16 protein-coding genes are annotated in these 17,833 nt (G+C 43.5%); 9 read left to right on the forward strand and 7 right to left on the reverse strand.

Features of this window, described 5'->3' with window-relative positions; all coding sequences use genetic code 11:
• Positions 1 to 130: 130 nt before the first annotated feature.
• Positions 131 to 1,189, forward strand: coding sequence for a DUF4241 domain-containing protein (locus tag VQ643_RS12630; protein ID WP_414200161.1), 1,059 nt, complete (start codon positions 131 to 133; stop codon positions 1,187 to 1,189).
• Positions 1,190 to 1,297: 108 nt separating this feature from the next.
• Here VQ643_RS12630 and hemL read toward each other — a convergent pair whose 3' ends face one another.
• The 7 genes from hemL to VQ643_RS12665 all read right to left on the reverse strand — a co-directional run bounded on the left by hemL (position 1,298) and on the right by VQ643_RS12665 (position 9,310).
• The gene (hemL, locus tag VQ643_RS12635; RefSeq protein WP_414200162.1) at positions 1,298 to 2,584 is read right to left on the reverse strand and encodes a glutamate-1-semialdehyde 2,1-aminomutase; all 1,287 of its coding nucleotides are present in this window, start codon (positions 2,582 to 2,584) and stop codon (positions 1,298 to 1,300) included.
• Between the two features lie 26 nt (positions 2,585 to 2,610).
• The gene (thiE, locus tag VQ643_RS12640; protein ID WP_414200163.1) at positions 2,611 to 3,243 is read right to left on the reverse strand and encodes a thiamine phosphate synthase; all 633 of its coding nucleotides are present in this window, start codon (positions 3,241 to 3,243) and stop codon (positions 2,611 to 2,613) included.
• Positions 3,243 to 4,040: a hydroxymethylpyrimidine/phosphomethylpyrimidine kinase gene (locus tag VQ643_RS12645; RefSeq protein ID WP_414200164.1), complete on the reverse strand. Its 798-nt coding sequence runs from the start codon at positions 4,038 to 4,040 to the stop codon at positions 3,243 to 3,245. The genes thiE and VQ643_RS12645 overlap by 1 nt, the downstream gene beginning before the upstream one ends.
• A 21-nt stretch (positions 4,041 to 4,061) precedes the next feature.
• On the reverse strand, positions 4,062 to 5,090 hold the full coding sequence (holA, locus tag VQ643_RS12650; protein WP_414200166.1) for a DNA polymerase III subunit delta: 1,029 nt from the start codon (positions 5,088 to 5,090) through the stop codon (positions 4,062 to 4,064).
• A gap of 40 nt (positions 5,091 to 5,130) precedes the next feature.
• On the reverse strand, positions 5,131 to 5,736 hold the full coding sequence (gene lptE / locus VQ643_RS12655; RefSeq protein WP_414200167.1) for an LPS assembly lipoprotein LptE: 606 nt from the start codon (positions 5,734 to 5,736) through the stop codon (positions 5,131 to 5,133).
• Positions 5,737 to 5,788: 52 nt separating this feature from the next.
• Positions 5,789 to 8,407, reverse strand: coding sequence for a leucine--tRNA ligase (leuS, locus tag VQ643_RS12660; protein WP_414200168.1), 2,619 nt, complete (start codon positions 8,405 to 8,407; stop codon positions 5,789 to 5,791).
• A 120-nt stretch (positions 8,408 to 8,527) separates the two neighbouring features.
• Entirely contained in the window at positions 8,528 to 9,310 is a 783-nt protein-coding gene (locus VQ643_RS12665; RefSeq protein WP_414200169.1) for a YdcF family protein, read from the reverse strand.
• A gap of 196 nt (positions 9,311 to 9,506) precedes the next feature.
• Between VQ643_RS12665 and VQ643_RS12670 the strand changes: the two genes are divergently transcribed.
• From VQ643_RS12670 to VQ643_RS12705, 8 genes are all read left to right on the forward strand, one after another.
• Complete coding sequence (locus VQ643_RS12670) at positions 9,507 to 10,781, forward strand: bifunctional O-acetylhomoserine aminocarboxypropyltransferase/cysteine synthase (protein WP_414200170.1); 1,275 nt, start codon at positions 9,507 to 9,509, stop codon at positions 10,779 to 10,781.
• Positions 10,782 to 10,848: 67 nt separating this feature from the next.
• Positions 10,849 to 11,631 (forward strand): universal stress protein, encoded by a 783-nt coding sequence (locus tag VQ643_RS12675; RefSeq protein ID WP_414200171.1) that lies wholly within the window; start codon positions 10,849 to 10,851, stop codon positions 11,629 to 11,631.
• A gap of 71 nt (positions 11,632 to 11,702) precedes the next feature.
• Complete coding sequence (locus tag VQ643_RS12680; RefSeq protein ID WP_414200172.1) at positions 11,703 to 12,545, forward strand: energy transducer TonB; 843 nt, start codon at positions 11,703 to 11,705, stop codon at positions 12,543 to 12,545.
• Position 12,546: 1 nt separating this feature from the next.
• Entirely contained in the window at positions 12,547 to 12,999 is a 453-nt protein-coding gene (gene rimI / locus VQ643_RS12685; RefSeq protein ID WP_414200173.1) for a ribosomal protein S18-alanine N-acetyltransferase, read from the forward strand.
• A gap of 83 nt (positions 13,000 to 13,082) precedes the next feature.
• Positions 13,083 to 13,730, forward strand: a complete 648-nt coding sequence (gene can, locus VQ643_RS12690) for a carbonate dehydratase (protein WP_414200174.1) — start codon at positions 13,083 to 13,085, stop codon at positions 13,728 to 13,730.
• Between the two features lie 253 nt (positions 13,731 to 13,983).
• Positions 13,984 to 15,384: an MBOAT family O-acyltransferase gene (locus tag VQ643_RS12695; protein ID WP_414200175.1), complete on the forward strand. Its 1,401-nt coding sequence runs from the start codon at positions 13,984 to 13,986 to the stop codon at positions 15,382 to 15,384.
• A gap of 10 nt (positions 15,385 to 15,394) precedes the next feature.
• Positions 15,395 to 16,543 (forward strand): DUF459 domain-containing protein, encoded by a 1,149-nt coding sequence (locus VQ643_RS12700; RefSeq protein WP_414200176.1) that lies wholly within the window; start codon positions 15,395 to 15,397, stop codon positions 16,541 to 16,543.
• The gene (locus VQ643_RS12705) at positions 16,533 to 17,792 is read left to right on the forward strand and encodes a GDSL-type esterase/lipase family protein (protein ID WP_414200177.1); all 1,260 of its coding nucleotides are present in this window, start codon (positions 16,533 to 16,535) and stop codon (positions 17,790 to 17,792) included. Before VQ643_RS12700 ends, VQ643_RS12705 begins: the two co-directional genes overlap by 11 nt.
• Positions 17,793 to 17,833: the final 41 nt, after the last annotated feature.

Genomic DNA, 17,833 nt, shown 5'->3' on the forward strand with positions numbered 1-17,833 from the left:
ATACTAATTAGGGTGCTGAGTGGTTTAGCTATGTTAAAATATTCAGTCCCTTAGGGCGGTTATCTACATTATTAGATAATTCACTACACTAATAGAATTGAAGCTGACTAAATAATACTAAAGGCATTGCATGAATACACCTGAACAAAGAGTAAATGCTTATATTACGCACTGGTATAAGCAATGGTCAAAAGTTCAAGATGAGATGGGTGATAATGTTGATTTCGACTATTGGGGAGCTTTGATAGCTGAAGTAGATGATCTGCATTTTGTGGAAGGCAGCGACTCAGGAACCTCTAGGTCATTTGGTTTTAAAGCTGATTTTGATCCCCATTTAGCAAAAATAACCGAATGCGAAATTCAGGGAGAATCTGCTCAAGTTTTTACTGAAACATATGATGAGACATTAAAAACAACTGATTATCATGTGTGGGAACTTACATTTAATGCAGAACAAGGTTGGAGGATATCGACCATTCTTGAATTATTACGCCCACCAAAAAGCCTTGCTATTAATCCTAAAGAGCATGTTTCTATTCTAGCAATGAGCCATCCTGACGCGCCATTTTTAGCCAGAGAAGATCATATTGATTTAAATGAAAATACGCTTTTTCAGAATGATCGAAAAATTAATATCCCCAACATGTTATCTGCGCAGAGTAAAGGTTTAACTGTATTAAAAGAGCTTGGAAGATTGCAAGTAGCCACAGGTGTTCTTGGTATTTTAGATTTTGCGTATGATATTTATAATTTTCAGCCGTTACATAGAAAAGTAAAAGCGGGTAATTATCCAGTGCAGGCGGTTATGATTTATAACCGAGTAGCAGGTGTTCGCATCAGATTTAATCCACAAGAACAGCCCGTTAAATGGTATGCGGCCAACACAGCAAAAGGTAATGGCGTGTATGGAGTCGATGCGGGTAATTTAGCGATTTTTGATGTGAATAGCTTACTTAAACTTAGGTGTTTGCAAAAAGAGCAAATATTTACGGATTGGTGTAACTTGGCGCAACCACAGTTAGTTTCTTTGGCAGTTACTAATGACTGTCTTATTACGCCTAGTGGTTTCGGTGACGGCGCGTATCCTGCATTTTGGGGTGTTAACGCCAAGGATGAAATCGTTTCTTTGTATATCGATTTTATGATTTTGGTAGAAGAAAACAAAGATGGCCTATATCAGTCAATATAAAGCGCGAAAAATACAAGAAATAGCGTTAAAGTTGACTGGCTCAAATCTAATCTGACAGAGGCACCAGAAAAATAGGTAACTGTCAGATCAGGTCTGAGCTAGAACAAGTTACTTAAGCTGTTTAAAGGCTTTTTCTGCGGCATCAAGAGTGATTTTTAATTCTTTTTCGCCCATTGCAGCGTTAGTAAAGGCGGCTTCAAAAGCACTTGGGGCTAAGTAAACGCCATTCTCTAACATAAGGTGGAAGAATTTACCAAAGCGTTCGGCATCGCTGTTCATCACATCGGCAAAGCAGGTGATATCTTTTTTCTCATTGAAATATAAACCAAACATGGCCGCGCCTGCTTGGGTGGTGGTGAAGGCAATGCCTGCGGCATCAGCACGTTCTTGTAAGCCTTTGAGTAGTGCAGTGGTGTATTTTTCAATGGCGCTATGAAAGTTCGGCTGGTTGATCAGTTTTAAAGTGGTAATGCCTGCCGCCATGGCAAGTGGGTTGCCTGAAAGTGTACCTGCTTGATAAACAGGACCTAAGGGCGCGATGTATTCCATTACTTCACGTTTACCACCGAAGCAACCTACAGGCATACCGCCGCCAATAATTTTACCAAATGTCGAAATATCAGGTGTGATGCCATAAAGCGCTTGAGCTCCACCTAGAGCAACGCGAAAGCCAGTCATCACTTCGTCAACAATTAAGAGTGATTGGTATTGATCGCAAACCTCACGCAAACCTTGTAAAAAGCCTGGTACTGGCGGTACGCAGTTCATATTACCTGCCACAGGTTCGACAATGATACAGGCAATTTGCTCGCCCACTTGCGCAAAGCATTGTTTTACGGCGTCTAAATCATTGTAGGGCAAAGTGATGGTGTGCTGTGCAAAAGCAGCTGGTACGCCAGGTGAGCTAGGTACACCTAATGTGAGTGCGCCTGAACCTGCTTTCACTAGTAAACTGTCGGAGTGCCCATGGTAGCAGCCTTCAAATTTAACTATGGTGTCGCGTTTGGTATAGCCACGAGCAAGACGAATAGCACTCATGGTAGCCTCAGTACCCGAGCTGACCATGCGTACCATTTCCATTGAAGGAACCAGCGAGCAAACGAGGTCTGCCATTTGTACTTCTAGTTCAGTAGGTGCGCCATAAGATAGACCATGCTCTAACTGTTGGCGTACAGCATCAATTACTTGCGGGTGGCTATGACCTAGAATCATTGGGCCCCATGAGCCAACGTAGTCAACATATTGCTTGTTGTCTTCATCAGTAATATAAGCGCCTTTGGCGTGCTTGATAAAGAGCGGGGTGCCGCCTACGCCTTTAAATGCACGTACAGGTGAGTTAACACCACCAGGAATATGTTGTTGGGCATTTTCAAATAAGCTTTGTGAGCGTGACATAATGACCTCAAATTGGCTTTGTACAATCAAGCAGGAAATAACAAGGAAAACTGTTCAGCACAGTGTTGTACCTGAGCTGCTGTTGGTTGTGCAAAAAGTGCGTGTATTACTGCCAGCGCATTAGCGCCTTGGCTGATTAAACTAGGTGCATTCTGGAGTGTAATGCCGCCAATGGCTACTAAGGGTAGCGCAAATTGGGCTTTAGCTTGCGTTAATAAGTCAATATTAGCGCTGGGGGCATCAGGTTTAGTTTGAGAAGGAAAAAAACGACCAAAGGCAAGGTAAGATGCGCCTTGCGCTTTGGCCGTATATGCGAGGTCCAAACTGGCGTGACAAGTGGCTCCAATAATTGCCTGTTTCCCTAACATGTCACGGGCTTGAATTAGACTGCCATCCTTCTGCCCAAGATGGAGACCAACATTAGCTATTTTACAGGCTAATATTAAGTCATCATTAATAATAAGTTGCGCATTATATTTATTGCATAACAGTGCTAACTCACTGGCTTCACGGTAGCGTTGTTCGTGATCAGTGCCTTTATCACGATATTGCAATAGTTGCACACCACCTTTTAGCGCTGCCTCGCAGTAGCTGAGTAAGCGATCTTGCAGTAATTGGCTGTCTGTAATGGCGTACAGGCCTTGAATGGAGATGCTCATTAATTACAGTAATCCAAGGGTAAGCGGCGAGGAATATATTGTCCACGTCCAGGTGCTTCGGCATCGCGCAAACAGCGCCAAGTATAATCGAGTGCGCTGTTAACTGCGCTGCTCAGCTCTTCACCTAAGGCTAAGCGTGCAGCTAGAGTGCTGGCTAAGGTGCAGCCTGAACCATGATATTCGCCAGGCAATCTTGGGCAGGTAAAATCATGCAAGCTACCATCTTGGCAATATAAGCGATTATGGACTTGTGCTTGATCACCATGCCCGCCTGTAATAAGCACATTAGGACAGTATTTTAAGAGAACTTGGGCGCATTGGTCGGCAGAGCCTTCTGCAAGTTCTGCTAGAATTCGAGCTTCAGGCAGATTAGGTGTAATTAACCTAGCTAGCGGCATGATTTTTTCACGCATGGCATAGCCTACATCGTCAGGTCCCAACGAACCGCCACCACCTGCACGTAATACAGGGTCGCAAATTAATGGGATATTGGGTAACTGCTTGGCGATTTCGACAATGCAGTCAACCATTTCCAGTGAGCCTAACATGCCTAGCTTAATCGCACTAACAGGTAGGTCATTAATAATAGCTTGTGCTTGAGCCATTACCCAGTCGGTATCTACTAATCGAAAACCACTCACATCTACTGTGTCCTGCACAGTTAAAGCAGTGACGGCGACAGCGGCATGACAGCCTTGGGCACTAATAGCTTCGATGTCGGCTTGAGTGCCGGCACCGCCAACTGGATCATGTCCAGAAAGACAAAGAACAATAGGGCGGGAAATAGGTTTTTGCATGGCTAACATCCATCCAATGCATTAATACGTTGAGTGACGAAATAGGGGAAGTGCACAGAGCTCTAACACTAGGCTGTTAAGGCTAATCCAAGGATCCCCTATGGCTTGCCCTTTCCCTTGCTCATCAATAAGTTGCGCTAAGCTTAGCATGCGTTGCCACTGTTCACTGCTATGGCGTGATAAGGCTTTGGCAAATAAAGGTTTGCGTGCTTGCGGCCAAATCTTAGTCAGTAATTTATCAGTTGGAATACCTTGGCTGTAACTATTACTGAGCTGAGCTAGCTGGCGAATATCTCGGCTCAGTGCCCATAAAATAATAGGTGTATCCATGCCTTCAGCACGAAGGCCTGCTAAAATTTTTAAGCTGCGCTGGGCTTCGCCATTAAGTGCAGCATCGACTAAGGTAAATACATCGTAACGTGCGCTATCGGCAATGCAAGCTTGGACAGTATCAATGTCTAAATGGCTTTTATTGCTAAGGAGTTTTAGCTTTTCAATTTCTTGAACAGCAGCCAGTAAGTTACCTTCTACGCGGGTAACAATTAAGTCAATAGCTTGTGCATCTGCTGACAAGCCTTGCTCAGTTAAGCGTTGCATAATCCATTGAGGTAGCTCTTTACTGTCAACAGGATAGATCTGCATAAAGCCACAATCTGGGCTGTCTAACAAGGCTTTTGCCCATTTGCTTTTTAGCGTGCTGCCATCAAGTTTAGGCAGGCTAATAAGTAATAACGTATCAGGCGCAGGCTGCTGAGCATATTCGATTAAGGTTTTTACACCTTGATCGGTGAGTTTGCTTGAGCTTAGGCGTAATTCAATTACTTTTTTCTGGGCAAAAAGCGATAAGCTAGCACTTGCTTGGTAAAATTGCCCCCAGTCAAAATTACGATCAGCATAAAAAATTTCACGCTCATCATGTCCTTGCTGTTTGGCGGTAGCACGAATTAGATCGCAAGCCTCTTGGCAGAGGAAAGGATCATCACCACTGACAACATAGATGGGCAGTAGCTGCTTTAGGCTGCTTTTTAATTTATTTGGATAAAGTTTCATAAGGCAAACTAGGCTGCGTTTGCAGCCTAGTTATAACAGCTTAAGGGAATTGAATAGGTGATTGCTGCGGAGCTACTTGTTGGCGGCGCATTTCTTGCGCGCGCTCATAAGCTTCTTTCTCGGCTTGAGCTTTTTGCTCAGCCTGACGCTCCATGCGATCTAGTTGCTCTGGTGTGATTAACTGTAAGCGCATAGCTAGTTGTGTTACTAAGTCATAGCGCATTTCTTCAGCCAAGACACGACGTTCTTCATCTGAGCCTGAAATGTTATTTGAGTCATAAGCATAAGTACGTTCTAACTCAACCTTGTCTACCAACAATGGTAGCTTGTTAGGGCCATAAATCTCGTAATTTAGTGCAGATACAATAGTGTACTCAGCACTGCGCGAGCCAGCTGTTTTACTTGCAATATACTGTGAGCTTTCTTCACGGCCTAAGTACAAGGTGTAGGTGGCATTAGGTGTTACCTGTACTTTGTTGGCTTCAATGCGCTTAACTACATCTTTAGCGAGTGGGCTTAACATATCGCGACCTTCCACGTTGATTTCGTGTAAGGCAAACTTAATATCGCCTGTGCCGCGCAGTTGGAAGCCGCAAGCGCTAAGTAATAAGGTAAAACTAAGCAGGGCAATGGTGCGTTTTAGCATGTTAGTTCCTCAGAGCAGGCTTAGGTCCTTAAACCTGCAGGTTTAAATGATGTTAGTTAGCAACAATATTAACTAGTTTGCCCGGTACGACAATCACTTTACGTATTGTTACGCCTTCAGTGAAGCGTTGTACGTTTTCATTGGCACGTGCTGCTGCTTCTACTTCCTCGCGTGAAGCTTGAGCTGGCACGTCAATTTGGCCGCGTAGCTTACCGTTTACCTGTACCACAAGTGTTAGAGTATCTTGCACTAATGCTGATTCGTCAGCGCAAGGCCAAGGCGCATCAATAATGTCTGTAGTATGCCCTAACTCATGCCAAATACTGTGGCAAATATGTGGTGTAATAGGCGCTAAGATTAACGCAATAGCTTCTAAGCCTTCTTGAATTAGCGCACGCTCTTGCTCAGTAGCAAAAGGCGCTTTTTCTAAGACATTCATAAGGCTCATGGTTTGTGCAATAGCGGTATTGAATTTGCGGAACTGTCCAATATCTGTGCTGGCTTGTTTGATGGCTGCATGGGTGGCTCGGCGAATTTCTTTTTGCTCAGCAGTTAGATTATTGGTATCTAATGCAGGTGGTAAACCTTGGCTTACATGACGCTGAGCTAGGCGCCAAACACGGCGTAAGAAGCGGTTAGAGCCTTCTACTCCTGAATCTGACCACTCTAAGCTTTGCTCTGGAGGTGCTGCAAACATCATAAATAAACGGCAAGTATCGGCACCAAACTGCTGAATCATTTGCTGAGGATCTACGCCGTTATTTTTCGACTTAGACATCTTTTCCGTACCGCCAACAACAACTGGCAGGCCGTCAGCAATCAATTTAGCCGCCACAATCTTACCTTTGCTATCGGCTTCAATTTCTACTTCAGCTGGGTTATACCAAGTACGTTTTCCACTTTCATCAAGACGATAATAGGTATCTGCTACAACCATGCCTTGTGTTAGTAAGTTGGTAAAGGGTTCATCGCCTTCTACTAAGCCTTCATCACGCATTAGTTTGTGGAAGAAACGTGCATATAACAAGTGCAGAATAGCGTGTTCAATACCACCAATATATTGGTTAACAGGTAACCAATAGTTAGCAGCTTCTTTATCGACAAGACTGGTAGTGCATTGTGCTGAGGCATAACGTGCGTAATACCATGAAGACTCAACAAAGGTATCCATAGTGTCGGTTTCACGACGTGCATCAGCACCACACTCAGGGCATTGGCACTGATAGAATTCAGGCATTTTATTGAGTGGGTTGCCACTGCCATCAGGAATGACATTTTCCGGAAGGACTACAGGTAACTGGTCTTCGGGTACTGGCACATCACCACAGCTTGGACAGTGAATAATAGGGATAGGGCAGCCCCAGTAACGCTGGCGACTGATACCCCAGTCCCGTAGACGGAATTGAGTTTTACGTGAACCGCTGTTTGTATTTTCTAAGTCGCTGACAATACGGTCAAAGGCGTCTTGGAACCTTAATCCGTTGTATTGCTCGCAGTTAACCGTAACAAGACCTTCTTTTTGGCTGTACCAATCCTGCCATGTATGGCTAGAGAAGTTATCTTCGCCGTTTTCAGGGCGATATACTTGAACTATAGGTAGGCTGTATTTATTAGCAAATTCAAAGTCACGTTCATCGTGTGCAGGAACGGCCATGACAGCGCCTTCGCCATAACCCCAAAGCACATAGTTTGCGATAAATACAGGTAGTTTTTTACCATTTAATGGATGAATAACGTACTGCCCAGTGGCAACACCTTTTTTCTCCATAGTGGCCATATCCGCTTCTGCTACAGACCCTGCTTTGCATTCAGTAATGAAGCTGGCTAATTCTGGATTGCTTTCAGCCGCACGTTGCGCCAAAGGATGCTCAGCGGCAACCGCAACATAGGTTGCGCCCATTAAGGTATCTGGGCGAGTAGAGTAAACTTTAAGCTGTCCTTCAATGCCAGTAGACTCAACATCATAGTCAAAAACAATATCGGCACCGTAACTTTTACCAATCCAGTTACGCTGCATGGTTTTAACTTGTTCAGGCCAACCTGAAAGTGTATCTAAACTATTAAGTAGTTCTTCAGCATAGGCGGTAATTTTAAAGTAGTACATTGGGATTTCGCGTTTTTCTACTAACGCATCTGAACGCCAGCCGCGACCATCAATTACCTGCTCATTAGCCAGTACGGTTTGATCAACAGGGTCCCAGTTAACTGTACCTAATTTTTTATAAATAATGCCGCGCTTGAATAAACGAGTGAACAAAAACTGTTCCCAACGATAGTAGTCAGGCTTGCAGGTCGCCACTTCACGCGTCCAATCCAGAGCTAAACCTAAACGGTTAAATTGCTCTTTCATGTATGCCATGTTTTTGTAAGTCCACTCAGCAGGCGCTACTTTATGCTGAATAGCGGCGTTTTCCGCTGGCATCCCAAAGGCATCCCAACCCATAGGTTGTAATACATTTTTACCGAGCATACGTTGATAGCGAGAGAGTACGTCACCAATGGTGTAATTACGGACGTGCCCCATGTGCAGTCGACCGCTTGGGTAAGGGAACATAGAGAGGCAGTAGTAAGGTTCTTTACTGCTGTCTTCTTTAACCTCGAAAGATTTTTTTTCTTTCCAATGCGCCTGTGCGGCGGCTTCGACCTCGGCTGGTTGATACTGTTCTTGCATGACTATTCGGCTAATAAAGTAGGTAAATTGAGGGCAGCATAGATTTGCTACCACCTAAAGTTTTTAAGTTGCCCTAGCATACATGAGCAAACACAAGATAGGGAAACACTAAGCAGTAGTTCAGTTATTTTCTTGCGTTTTGTACGCTAAAGGGTAAGCAATTAAGCCAACCCATTCGTTAATCAGTTGTGTATTTTGCCAAAAAGCATGGGCTTCAGGTAGATAGCCACCTGCTGGGCGCATATTGGCTACGCCGTAAAAACTAGTAGGCGCTGGAATTACTTCAAAACCTTGTGCTTCAAAACTCCAGCGTGCGCGTTGCATATGCCACGCTTGAGTCACCAGTACGATACGCTGGATACCTTGTGAGCGCAAAATGTCAGCACTCATAGTGGCATTTTCCCATGTTGTAGTGCTTTTTTCTTCTAGCCATTTAGCGTCTATATTGAAGTCAGCTTTTAGCATGTCAGCCATTAGTTTAGCTTCGCTGGGTGGCTTAGTGCCGAAATGCAGACCGCCGGTGGTGAGCACAGGTAAGCCTGAAACTTTTGCTAGGTGGGCGGCAAAACGCACGCGCTGACTGGCGTGCAATGACACTTGATCCGTGTAGCCCCATGCAGGATTCTCCACTTCACGACCAGCGCCTAAAATAACGATGGCGTCAGCTTTGTCAGCGAGTCTTGCCCATTCTGATTTGGCGAGGGCGGGCTGGTTCTCAAGATGCTGTCCGAGTTTCTCAGTGAGTATTGGCATGCTCATAACCCATAAACCGATAATAGACAACATAAAAGATGCTGCCGAGAGTCTAGGGAAACGTTTACGAAATACAAAGGCGGCAATCAATAATAAAATAAAGCAACCTGGGGGCAGTAGAAATTGCTTAAGGATGTAACGAAATGGCATTGGAAATTTCCATATAAGCAGGCTAAAACTAAATACTTTGCTGGTATCTTAGTCGCCAGTGTTGTCTTGTGTATGAATATATTTCAAGCTGTTACTGAATGCTATTCATACGGTCATAAAAATAGCCATTAGAATGCTTGACCTATAACAGATGAGCTAGGCATGCTTTATTCTATTTTTTGCTTAAGGATGCACCATGAAGCCAGAAACAATTGCTATTCATGCCGGTTATGAGTCTGATCCTACTACTCGTTCTGCCGCTATTCCTATTTACCAAACTACTTCCTATACCTTTGAAGATACGCAACATGGTGCGGACTTATTTGATCTAAAAGTACCAGGTAATATTTACACTCGGATCATGAATCCGACAACGGATATTCTAGAAAAACGTGTAGCTGCTTTAGAAAGTGGTATTGCTGGGGTCGCATTCGCCTCTGGAATGGCAGCTATTACTGCCGCTATTCAAACCATAGCTGAAGCTGGTGATAATATTGTGTCCGTGGCTAAGTTATATGGTGGCACTTACAACCTGTTTGCGCATACGTTCCCGCGCCAAGGATTGGAAGTGCGCTTTGCATCGCATGATGATATAGCAGGGCTTGAAGCTTTAATTGATAGTAAAACTAAAGCAATTTACTGTGAAAGTATTGGTAATCCCGCAGGCAACTTAGTTGATATTGAAGCTTTAGCGGCAGCAGCACATCGTCATGGCGTTCCGTTAATTGTCGATAACACTGTAGCTACGCCAAATTTGTGCCGACCAATCGAGCATGGTGCAGATATTGTTGTGCACTCGCTGACTAAATACATGGGCGGTCATGGCACTACTATTGCAGGTATGGTAGTAGACTCAGGAAAATTCCCGTGGGCTGAGCATAAAGAGCGTTTCCCATTACTGAACACGCCAGACGTGTCATATCATGGTGTCAACTATACCGAGCACTTTGGCGCGGCAGCCTTTATTGCCCGCTGTCGTGTTGTGCCATTGCGTAACATGGGAGCGGCACTGTCGCCATTTAACGCCTTTATGATTTTACAAGGCTTAGAAACTTTAGCCTTACGTATGGAGCGTCACTGTGAGAACGCGCAGAAAGTCGCGCAGTTTTTAGAGAATCATGCGCAAGTAGCTTGGGTACAATATGCGGGCTTAGAAAATCACCCAGAACATGCCTTGGCAGTTAAGTACTTTGCGGGCAAGCCTTCTGCTATTTTATGTTTTGGTATTAAAGGTGGCCAGCAAGCCGGTGCTAAGTTTATTGATGCGTTAAAAATGATTTATCGCTTGGTCAATATTGGTGATGCCAAATCACTGGCTTGCCATCCAGCCTCAACCACGCATCGCCAATTAAATGAAGAAGAGTTGAAAAAAGCAGGTGTAAGTAGTGACCTTATTCGTTTATCTATAGGTATTGAGCATATTGATGACATTATTGCTGATCTTGAACAAGCATTAGCGGCTGCGAAGTAAGGTATTCAAAAGCTCGGCAGGCTATACTTGCCGAGCTTTTTTGTGCCTGTAAAAAAGGATAGTGGTAATGTTTAAACATATCTTAATTGCTCATGACCTAACCACCGCAGCGGATATTGCCTTGTTGCGCGCAGCGCAATTAGCAAAACAGCATCAGGCACAGCTTACTATTTTGCATGTACAGGATACTGACCTAATAGATGAGCAGTCTTTTCGCCAGCAGCTGCCTAACAATGGGCTAGAACATGCAAAAATCCTTCTCAAACAGGGAAAACCAAGTGATGTAATGGTGGCGATTAGCAAAGCCTATGCAGTTGATTTGCTAGTACTAGGTGATCACCACCAAGATTCGCCTTCAGGCTTTCAGGGCACGACCTTAGAGCGTGTTTTACAGCAATCTAAAGTGCCTACATTGCTAGCTGTTAACAATACTCCTCAGCCTTATATGCGTGGGCTTGCGCCTTTGGATTTCTCCAAATGTGCCTGCAAGGCCTTTATAACGGCAATACAGTTAATGGATGTACAAGGTGAATTACACGCCATTAATGTTGCAGAAGGGGCGGAAGTACATGGTGACGCCAGCACAGAGGATAAAGAATGGGAATTTAGTTTGTTGCAGCAATTGATTGACGATGAGCTGCGTCAAGTTAAATCCTCACACGCCAAGGTGATAGCCCAGGTATTGCATGGCGAATTAGCCAATTGTTTGAATAGGGTATTACAACAGCAGCAACCAGAGTTATTGGCACTGGGGCGGCGAGGGCGTGGTTTAATGGCAGATGTTTTATTAGGTAGTCTAGCAACTTATTTTCTTGCCCATCCTCCTTGCGATGTACTGCTCGCTAGTTAAAAAGCACTCAGCAAAAAACTGAATGATCACGTAAACTAACGCTTTTATTTATTTGCGTAATGGATAAGCCAGTGAGCGAGCAAAGTTTATACGATTACGAAACTAGACGGCGGGCAATGCTTAAAGCCATGCAAGTTGACCTATGGCTACCACGTCAAGCCTTGCCTTTTGCTGGTGCTTCTCAAGCTTTGGTGCTAGATTTTGAGCCTGCACCTGTACCTAGTGTTACGCAAGTAAACAAGGCTTCCTCTGCCCAGGAAGACAAAACGCTTGCTAATCAGCCTGTTAAGCAAAAAATACAGGCACCCAAAGTAGCACTTACCGACTTAAAACAACAGTTAGCAGAGCCAGTTGAAAAAAAACATAGTGCCGTTGAAATAGCAAAAGCTACTGAATCCAGCATTAACGAGCAAACACAGCAGACTAAGCAACCTATTCCGCGATTTGCTTTGCAGCTAATGCGCGCTGGTCGCTGTTTGTTATTAATTGACTTGCGTACATCAGAAGGCTATCAGCATTCTGACCCCGACTATCGATTATTGCTGGATATGCTGCGTGCTGCGCGCCTTGACTCTGCACCTATGTTAGTGCGCAATGAGCCTATTGTTTGGCCAATGCTGACGACAGGTAATTTAGCAGCCACTCAAAATGCGCAAGTAGCCACAGAAGCTGTGCAATATTTGTTAAAGGTTGAGTTGCAAAAGCAGCCAGCAGATTGCATCTGGTTGCTAGGGCGCAATGCGATGCGTTTTGCGGCTGAGCTAGATGAACAGCATTATTATCAGTTACAACAACATGCAGAACTAGGTGCTGTTTGGGCCTTACCAAGTCTGGAATTAATTTTAGATGAGCCGCTTCGTAAAGCCGATATCTGGCGTAGCATGCAGGCAAACTGGCAAGTGTGGAGTGAGTAGTATGCCAAGTGAGCATTCACATATACGTCCTATGTTGGAAAGCGATTTACATCAGGTGTTGGCCATTGAGAAACAAGCGTTTTCACACCCGTGGAGCCTTAAACTCTATCAAGATGCATTAACTTCCTATGAATGCTGGGTGTTAGAAGTGGCAGGCAAGCATGTGGGGCATGGTGTTATTAGCAAGGTAGTAGATGAAGCGCATTTATTAAACATTGCTGTAGATGTCGAGCAGCAGGGTCAAGGCTTTGGTTATCAACTACTAGACTTTTTAATGCAGCGTAGTTATGAGCGTGGTTGTGTGGATTGTTTTCTTGAGTTAAGAGCTTCTAACACAGCAGCTTATAAGCTGTATGAGCATTATGGTTTTAATGAAATAGGGCGCCGTAAAAATTATTACCCTGCGGCCAATGGGCAAGAAGATGCCATTATTATGGTGTGTCCGCTCGGCTAGGCTTGTGAAAAAAAGTGACTTAAATCAAAATATAAAAGTCAAAATAAGGTTCCAACAGTGTTTGGCTTATAGCTGAGGAAAAAATGCCTGAATTAAAACAGTTGTTTGATAACAACGTTGCGTGGTCTGAGTCTGTTAAAAGAGAACAGCCTGATTTTTTCGAAAAACTCGCTAAGCAGCAAACACCAGAATTTCTATGGATCGGATGTTCTGATGCGCGCGTTCCTGCTAACGAAATTGTCGGTATGTTACCTGGTGATATCTTTGTTCACCGTAATGTGGGTAACGTAGTTTTACATACAGACCTGAACTGTCTATCCGTGTTGCAATATGCCGTAGACGTACTCAAAGTTCGCCATATTTTAGTCACTGGTCATTATGGTTGTGGGGGAGTTAAAGCCTCTATGCAAAATGACCAGTTGGGTTTGATTGACGGCTGGTTACGTAATATCCGAGATACCTACTATGCCCATTATGATGAATTGATGAAAATCACTAATGAGGAAGAGCGGGTTGATCGTTTATGTGAACTCAATGTGATAACTCAAGTCCATAGTGTTAGTCGTACCACCATAGTACAAAATGCGTGGTTACGCGGACAGAAACTATCTGTCTATGGTTGTATCTACGGTATTAAAGATGGTTTGTGGAAAAACCTTGATGTCACCGTCAAGGGAATTGAGCAAATACCTGAGCAATATCGCGTAAAACCATTAAAACCAATAGTTTAGTGGCTAATAAAAAGGCTTAAGCAATTGCTTAAGCCTTTTTGCATAATAACTCTTGTTGCTCTGGTAGCTAAGTTGTTCCTAGTGTCAGGTGCCTACTGTGAGCTTGCGACAGAGTTATTTTGTAAGATGTATTCGATAAAAAAATAATTTAATTTGTACGATACTAGGCGCATTTGTACTTAGCTGTCCCCAAATTAGTTAACGCCAATTGAAATAGATGATATCTAAAAGATAGAGTTAGGGAATTATTGCAGTGAGTTTTTTATCGGTCGAATTCGCACTATGTTTTGTGCTGTTTTTTGCACTGTATTGGAGTGTTCGTCCATTCCCGCGGCTGCAAAATGGATTATTACTAATTGCCAGCTATGGCATTTTAGCGAGTTTTAGTTGGTATGCAGCAGCAGCTATTGCAGGCTATACACTTTTTACTTATGTAATGTCTTTGCTTATTTGGCGCCAAGCGAGCAAGCGTTGGCTGATATTTGCCATGCTGGCTGCGGTGATTAATCTAGCCGTCTTTAAATATTTTGATTTTTTCCGCTCCAGCGTACAGTCAGTATTAACTGGTCTGGGGCTAGATGTGTTGCTACCAGGTATGGAGATTTTAATTCCATTAGGTATATCTTTTTATACTTTCCATTCAGTTAGTTATTTGGTTGATTTATACAAGAATAAACTGCAACCCGTTTCGTTACCGACCTATGCCTTATATCTTGCATTTTTCCCGAGCGTAGTGGCTGGGCCTATTAACCGCGCGCAGCATTTGTTACCACAAATTTTGCCAGATCAACCACGTAATTTGGAGCAATCAGCTAGAGCCTATGTATTAATTCTCTTAGGTATTGCTAAAGTGTATTGGCTCAGTGCGTTCTTGGCCGATACTTGGGCAAACCCTGTGTTTGCCAACCCATTAGAATATAATTCATTAGATGTTTTATTGGGTTTATATGCCTATGCTTTACAGTTGTTTTTGAACTTTTCAGGCTATACCGACTTAGTCACTGGCGTTGCTCTACTGCTAGGTTTTAAATTGCCTGTTAACTTTAATGCGCCTTATTTAGCGAACAACTTACGTGATTTTTGGCAGCGTTGGCATATCAGTTTATCCACCTGGATTCGCGATTATATCTACATTCCTTTGGGCGGCAACCGTGATGGTTTTACCCGTACACAAATAAACCTAATGCTGGCGATGTTGATCTCTGGCTTATGGCATGGTGCGAGCTATAACTTTATTTTATGGGGCGCTATTCATGGCTTTGGCGTCGTACTATTAAATGTGGCCGATCAATATTTTGGGCGTAATGCGTTAACCAATAAATTGCCATTATTGGCTGGCTTCATAACAGTGCAGTATGTTTGTTTTGCATGGATTTTCTTTCGCAGTCCAACCTGGGAAGGCAGCTTAGAATTCTTAACCGCATTAGGTAGTAATCTACAAATTCCTTTACAGTTTAATGCACCATGGTATTTGGCTGGCTTCTTTATCTTATGGCGTCTCTATCCTCTCTTAGCCAAATTGCCTAATGGATTAACCTGCTTGTTACAGCGAACTCCATGGGTAGTTCAACCTATTTTAGTTGTGCTGATTGCGTGGGGGCTAATTACCTTAGCACCTGCTGGTATTCCTGGTTTTATTTATGCGAATTTCTAGGAGGCCAGTCATGTACAATATTTTAAAAACACTTTATGTATTGGTTTTATCTAGTGTGCTGGCGCTTTGGCTGATGCATGACTCAGTCAATCTCTATTGGCAACAGGCCTATCATCAAGAATCCCCTATTGAACACTGGGAGCAGCACAAAGCTTGGCAGTTGGGTGGTGACTTAAATACTCAGGCTATCCAGCAAAAACAAGCTACAGCAGATCAGTTGGCACAGTTTGATCGCAACAATATGGATGCCATTAACCATGTTTGGTTTAACAAGCCAATTGTGGGTGAAAATGTTTTGATCTCAGTAATTGAAAAAGAAGTGGAAGCAGGGCCAGCTCCTAACGCTGAGGAAAAATGTCAATGTGTTGTAGATCAGCAAACGCCAAAGCTTGATAATACAACGCCAGAACCTAAAGCACTACAGCCTGAGCTAGCACAAACAGCTGAGAGTAAAGCACGGTTAAATGCAAAAGGTCAGGTGATTTTGCGTAAAGGTGACCGCGTATTCTATGTGGGGGACTCCTTAATGCAAGGCGTAGCGCCTTTTGCTAAGCGCACGCTATATAAAGAATACGGCATAGAAGGTTTGGATTTAAGTAAACAAAGTACGGGGTTGGCTTATCCTAATTATTTTAACTGGCCAAAAGTCGTTGAAGAAACCTTTCAAGCCTATGATGATATTCGTCTGATGGTAGTGTATTTAGGGCCTAACGATCCTTGGGCGTTTTCGCAAGGCAAGGGCCAGCCTTACATGAAATTTAAGTCGCAAGAATGGGAAGAGGTCTATCGCTCACGCATTCGTAGCTTGATAGAGATTGCCCAAAAACATAATGCTCAGGTTATTTGGTTAGGCGCACCTAATATGAAGCGCAAAAAACTCAATGAGGATATGCACTACCTCAATGAATTGTATAAAAGCGAAGCTTTAGCTGCAAAAGTACTTTATCGTGCAACGCGTGATGTTTTAGGCAGTAAAGATGATAAGTTCGTTAACTTTGTACAGATCAATGGACGTAATATGAAGGTGCGAGTGGATGATGGTATTCACTTCACTCCAACAGGCCAGCGATTAGTGTCCGAAACTATTTTGTCGTTAATTGAAGTGGAACCAGAAGTACAAGTTATTGATAACTTGGCTGAGCAAACCCATGAAAAATAAATTCAAACATACCTTTCGGTTATCTTTCTTAGCTGTGTTTTTAGTGCTGACAGGTTGTGCTTGTACTTCTACCAGCTGTGAAGTACAGGCGGCAGAAAACACAGCAAGTAAAACTGAAACGAAAGCTGTTCCAGAAATAGGGCACTTACAGGATTTTGGTGAGCCAAATGTAAAACATTTAGCCCGCCAGCTACGCCGTTTGAAAAATGGTAAATTACCTGAAAATGGACGTATTAATATTATTCAGTTTGGCGACTCACATACAGCATCGGATACCTTTACCGGTCCTTTGCGTGAGCAATTACAGCAAGAGTATGGCAATGCTGGCATTGGCTGGATAACGCCAATGAATGTGCGCGGGCAAGGGCACAAACTGGTTAGCTTTGAAAGTAAAGGCTGGACCTTAACTTCGAGTCGTGCAGAAACCAGCTTAATTTTTCCTATGGGTGGTTATATTGCGACTGCAGATAGAGCGGGCGCTCGAATCACTATTGACTTGCGCGAAGAAAGTACCGACGAATATAAAGTCAGTTTTTGGTTGCGTGGTAGCCCAGCGCCTTTAGGCTTAACCGATGGTACAGGGCGCAAGGTCAAATTACATATCTCTCGCTCTGACAAAGATTGGGCGCTTGCCCATGCTAAGGTAAAGCTTCCATTTACTATTGAAGCATTAACCCGAAATGCGCCATTGTTAGGCGGTATTTGGTTAGAAAAAACTAATAATAAGGGCGTATTAGTCTCACCCATTGGCGCCAATGGCTTACGTCAAAGTGTGTGGTTTAAATGGCAGAAAAACTGGACTGATCAGTTGCGTCACACCAGCCCTGATGTGGTGATTATTGCTTATGGTACAAACGAAGCCTTTAATCCAGATTTAGATATTAAAGATATGAAAAACATGCTGCATGATGGGATCAAACAGGTACGTCAAGCTGCGCCTAAAGCGGTTATTGTACTGTTGGGTGCGCCAGATACTGTAGATAAAAAACGTCCAGCTACAGCCGTTTGTAACAGTACTCAGCCAGAAAAATATAAAGAGATGCGCCAAGCACAAAAAGAAGTGGCACAAGTTGAAAAACTTTTATATTGGGATTGGCAGCAAGCTATGGGCGGTGACTGCCAAATGCTGCCATGGAATGCAAATGGCTTGGTATCTAATGACTTGATTCATTTTACGGGAAAAGGCTATGAAGTCAGCGCCAAAATGTTCTACAAGGATTTTATCAACTACCTTGAAGATTTGCGCTAAGCTATAAACAGTGATTAAAAGGCGCTACGTATCTGCCGTAG

This window comes from Pseudomonas sp. F1_0610 (genome assembly GCF_047470865.1).
Classification (GTDB): domain Bacteria; phylum Pseudomonadota; class Gammaproteobacteria; order Pseudomonadales; family Pseudomonadaceae; genus JAZDRH01.

Coding starts and splice junctions, on each gene's coding strand:
- VQ643_RS12630 (WP_414200161.1), top strand. CDS start 131: ATGAATACACCTGAACAAAGAGTAAATGCTTATATTACGCACTGGTAT.
- hemL (WP_414200162.1), bottom strand. CDS start 2,584: ATGTCACGCTCACAAAGCTTATTTGAAAATGCCCAACAACATATTCCT.
- thiE (WP_414200163.1), bottom strand. CDS start 3,243: ATGAGCATCTCCATTCAAGGCCTGTACGCCATTACAGACAGCCAATTA.
- VQ643_RS12645 (WP_414200164.1), bottom strand. CDS start 4,040: ATGCAAAAACCTATTTCCCGCCCTATTGTTCTTTGTCTTTCTGGACAT.
- holA (WP_414200166.1), bottom strand. CDS start 5,090: ATGAAACTTTATCCAAATAAATTAAAAAGCAGCCTAAAGCAGCTACTG.
- lptE (WP_414200167.1), bottom strand. CDS start 5,736: ATGCTAAAACGCACCATTGCCCTGCTTAGTTTTACCTTATTACTTAGC.
- leuS (WP_414200168.1), bottom strand. CDS start 8,407: ATGCAAGAACAGTATCAACCAGCCGAGGTCGAAGCCGCCGCACAGGCG.
- VQ643_RS12665 (WP_414200169.1), bottom strand. CDS start 9,310: ATGCCATTTCGTTACATCCTTAAGCAATTTCTACTGCCCCCAGGTTGC.
- VQ643_RS12670 (WP_414200170.1), top strand. CDS start 9,507: ATGAAGCCAGAAACAATTGCTATTCATGCCGGTTATGAGTCTGATCCT.
- VQ643_RS12675 (WP_414200171.1), top strand. CDS start 10,849: ATGTTTAAACATATCTTAATTGCTCATGACCTAACCACCGCAGCGGAT.
- rimI (WP_414200173.1), top strand. CDS start 12,547: ATGCCAAGTGAGCATTCACATATACGTCCTATGTTGGAAAGCGATTTA.
- can (WP_414200174.1), top strand. CDS start 13,083: ATGCCTGAATTAAAACAGTTGTTTGATAACAACGTTGCGTGGTCTGAG.
- VQ643_RS12700 (WP_414200176.1), top strand. CDS start 15,395: ATGTACAATATTTTAAAAACACTTTATGTATTGGTTTTATCTAGTGTG.
- VQ643_RS12705 (WP_414200177.1), top strand. CDS start 16,533: ATGAAAAATAAATTCAAACATACCTTTCGGTTATCTTTCTTAGCTGTG.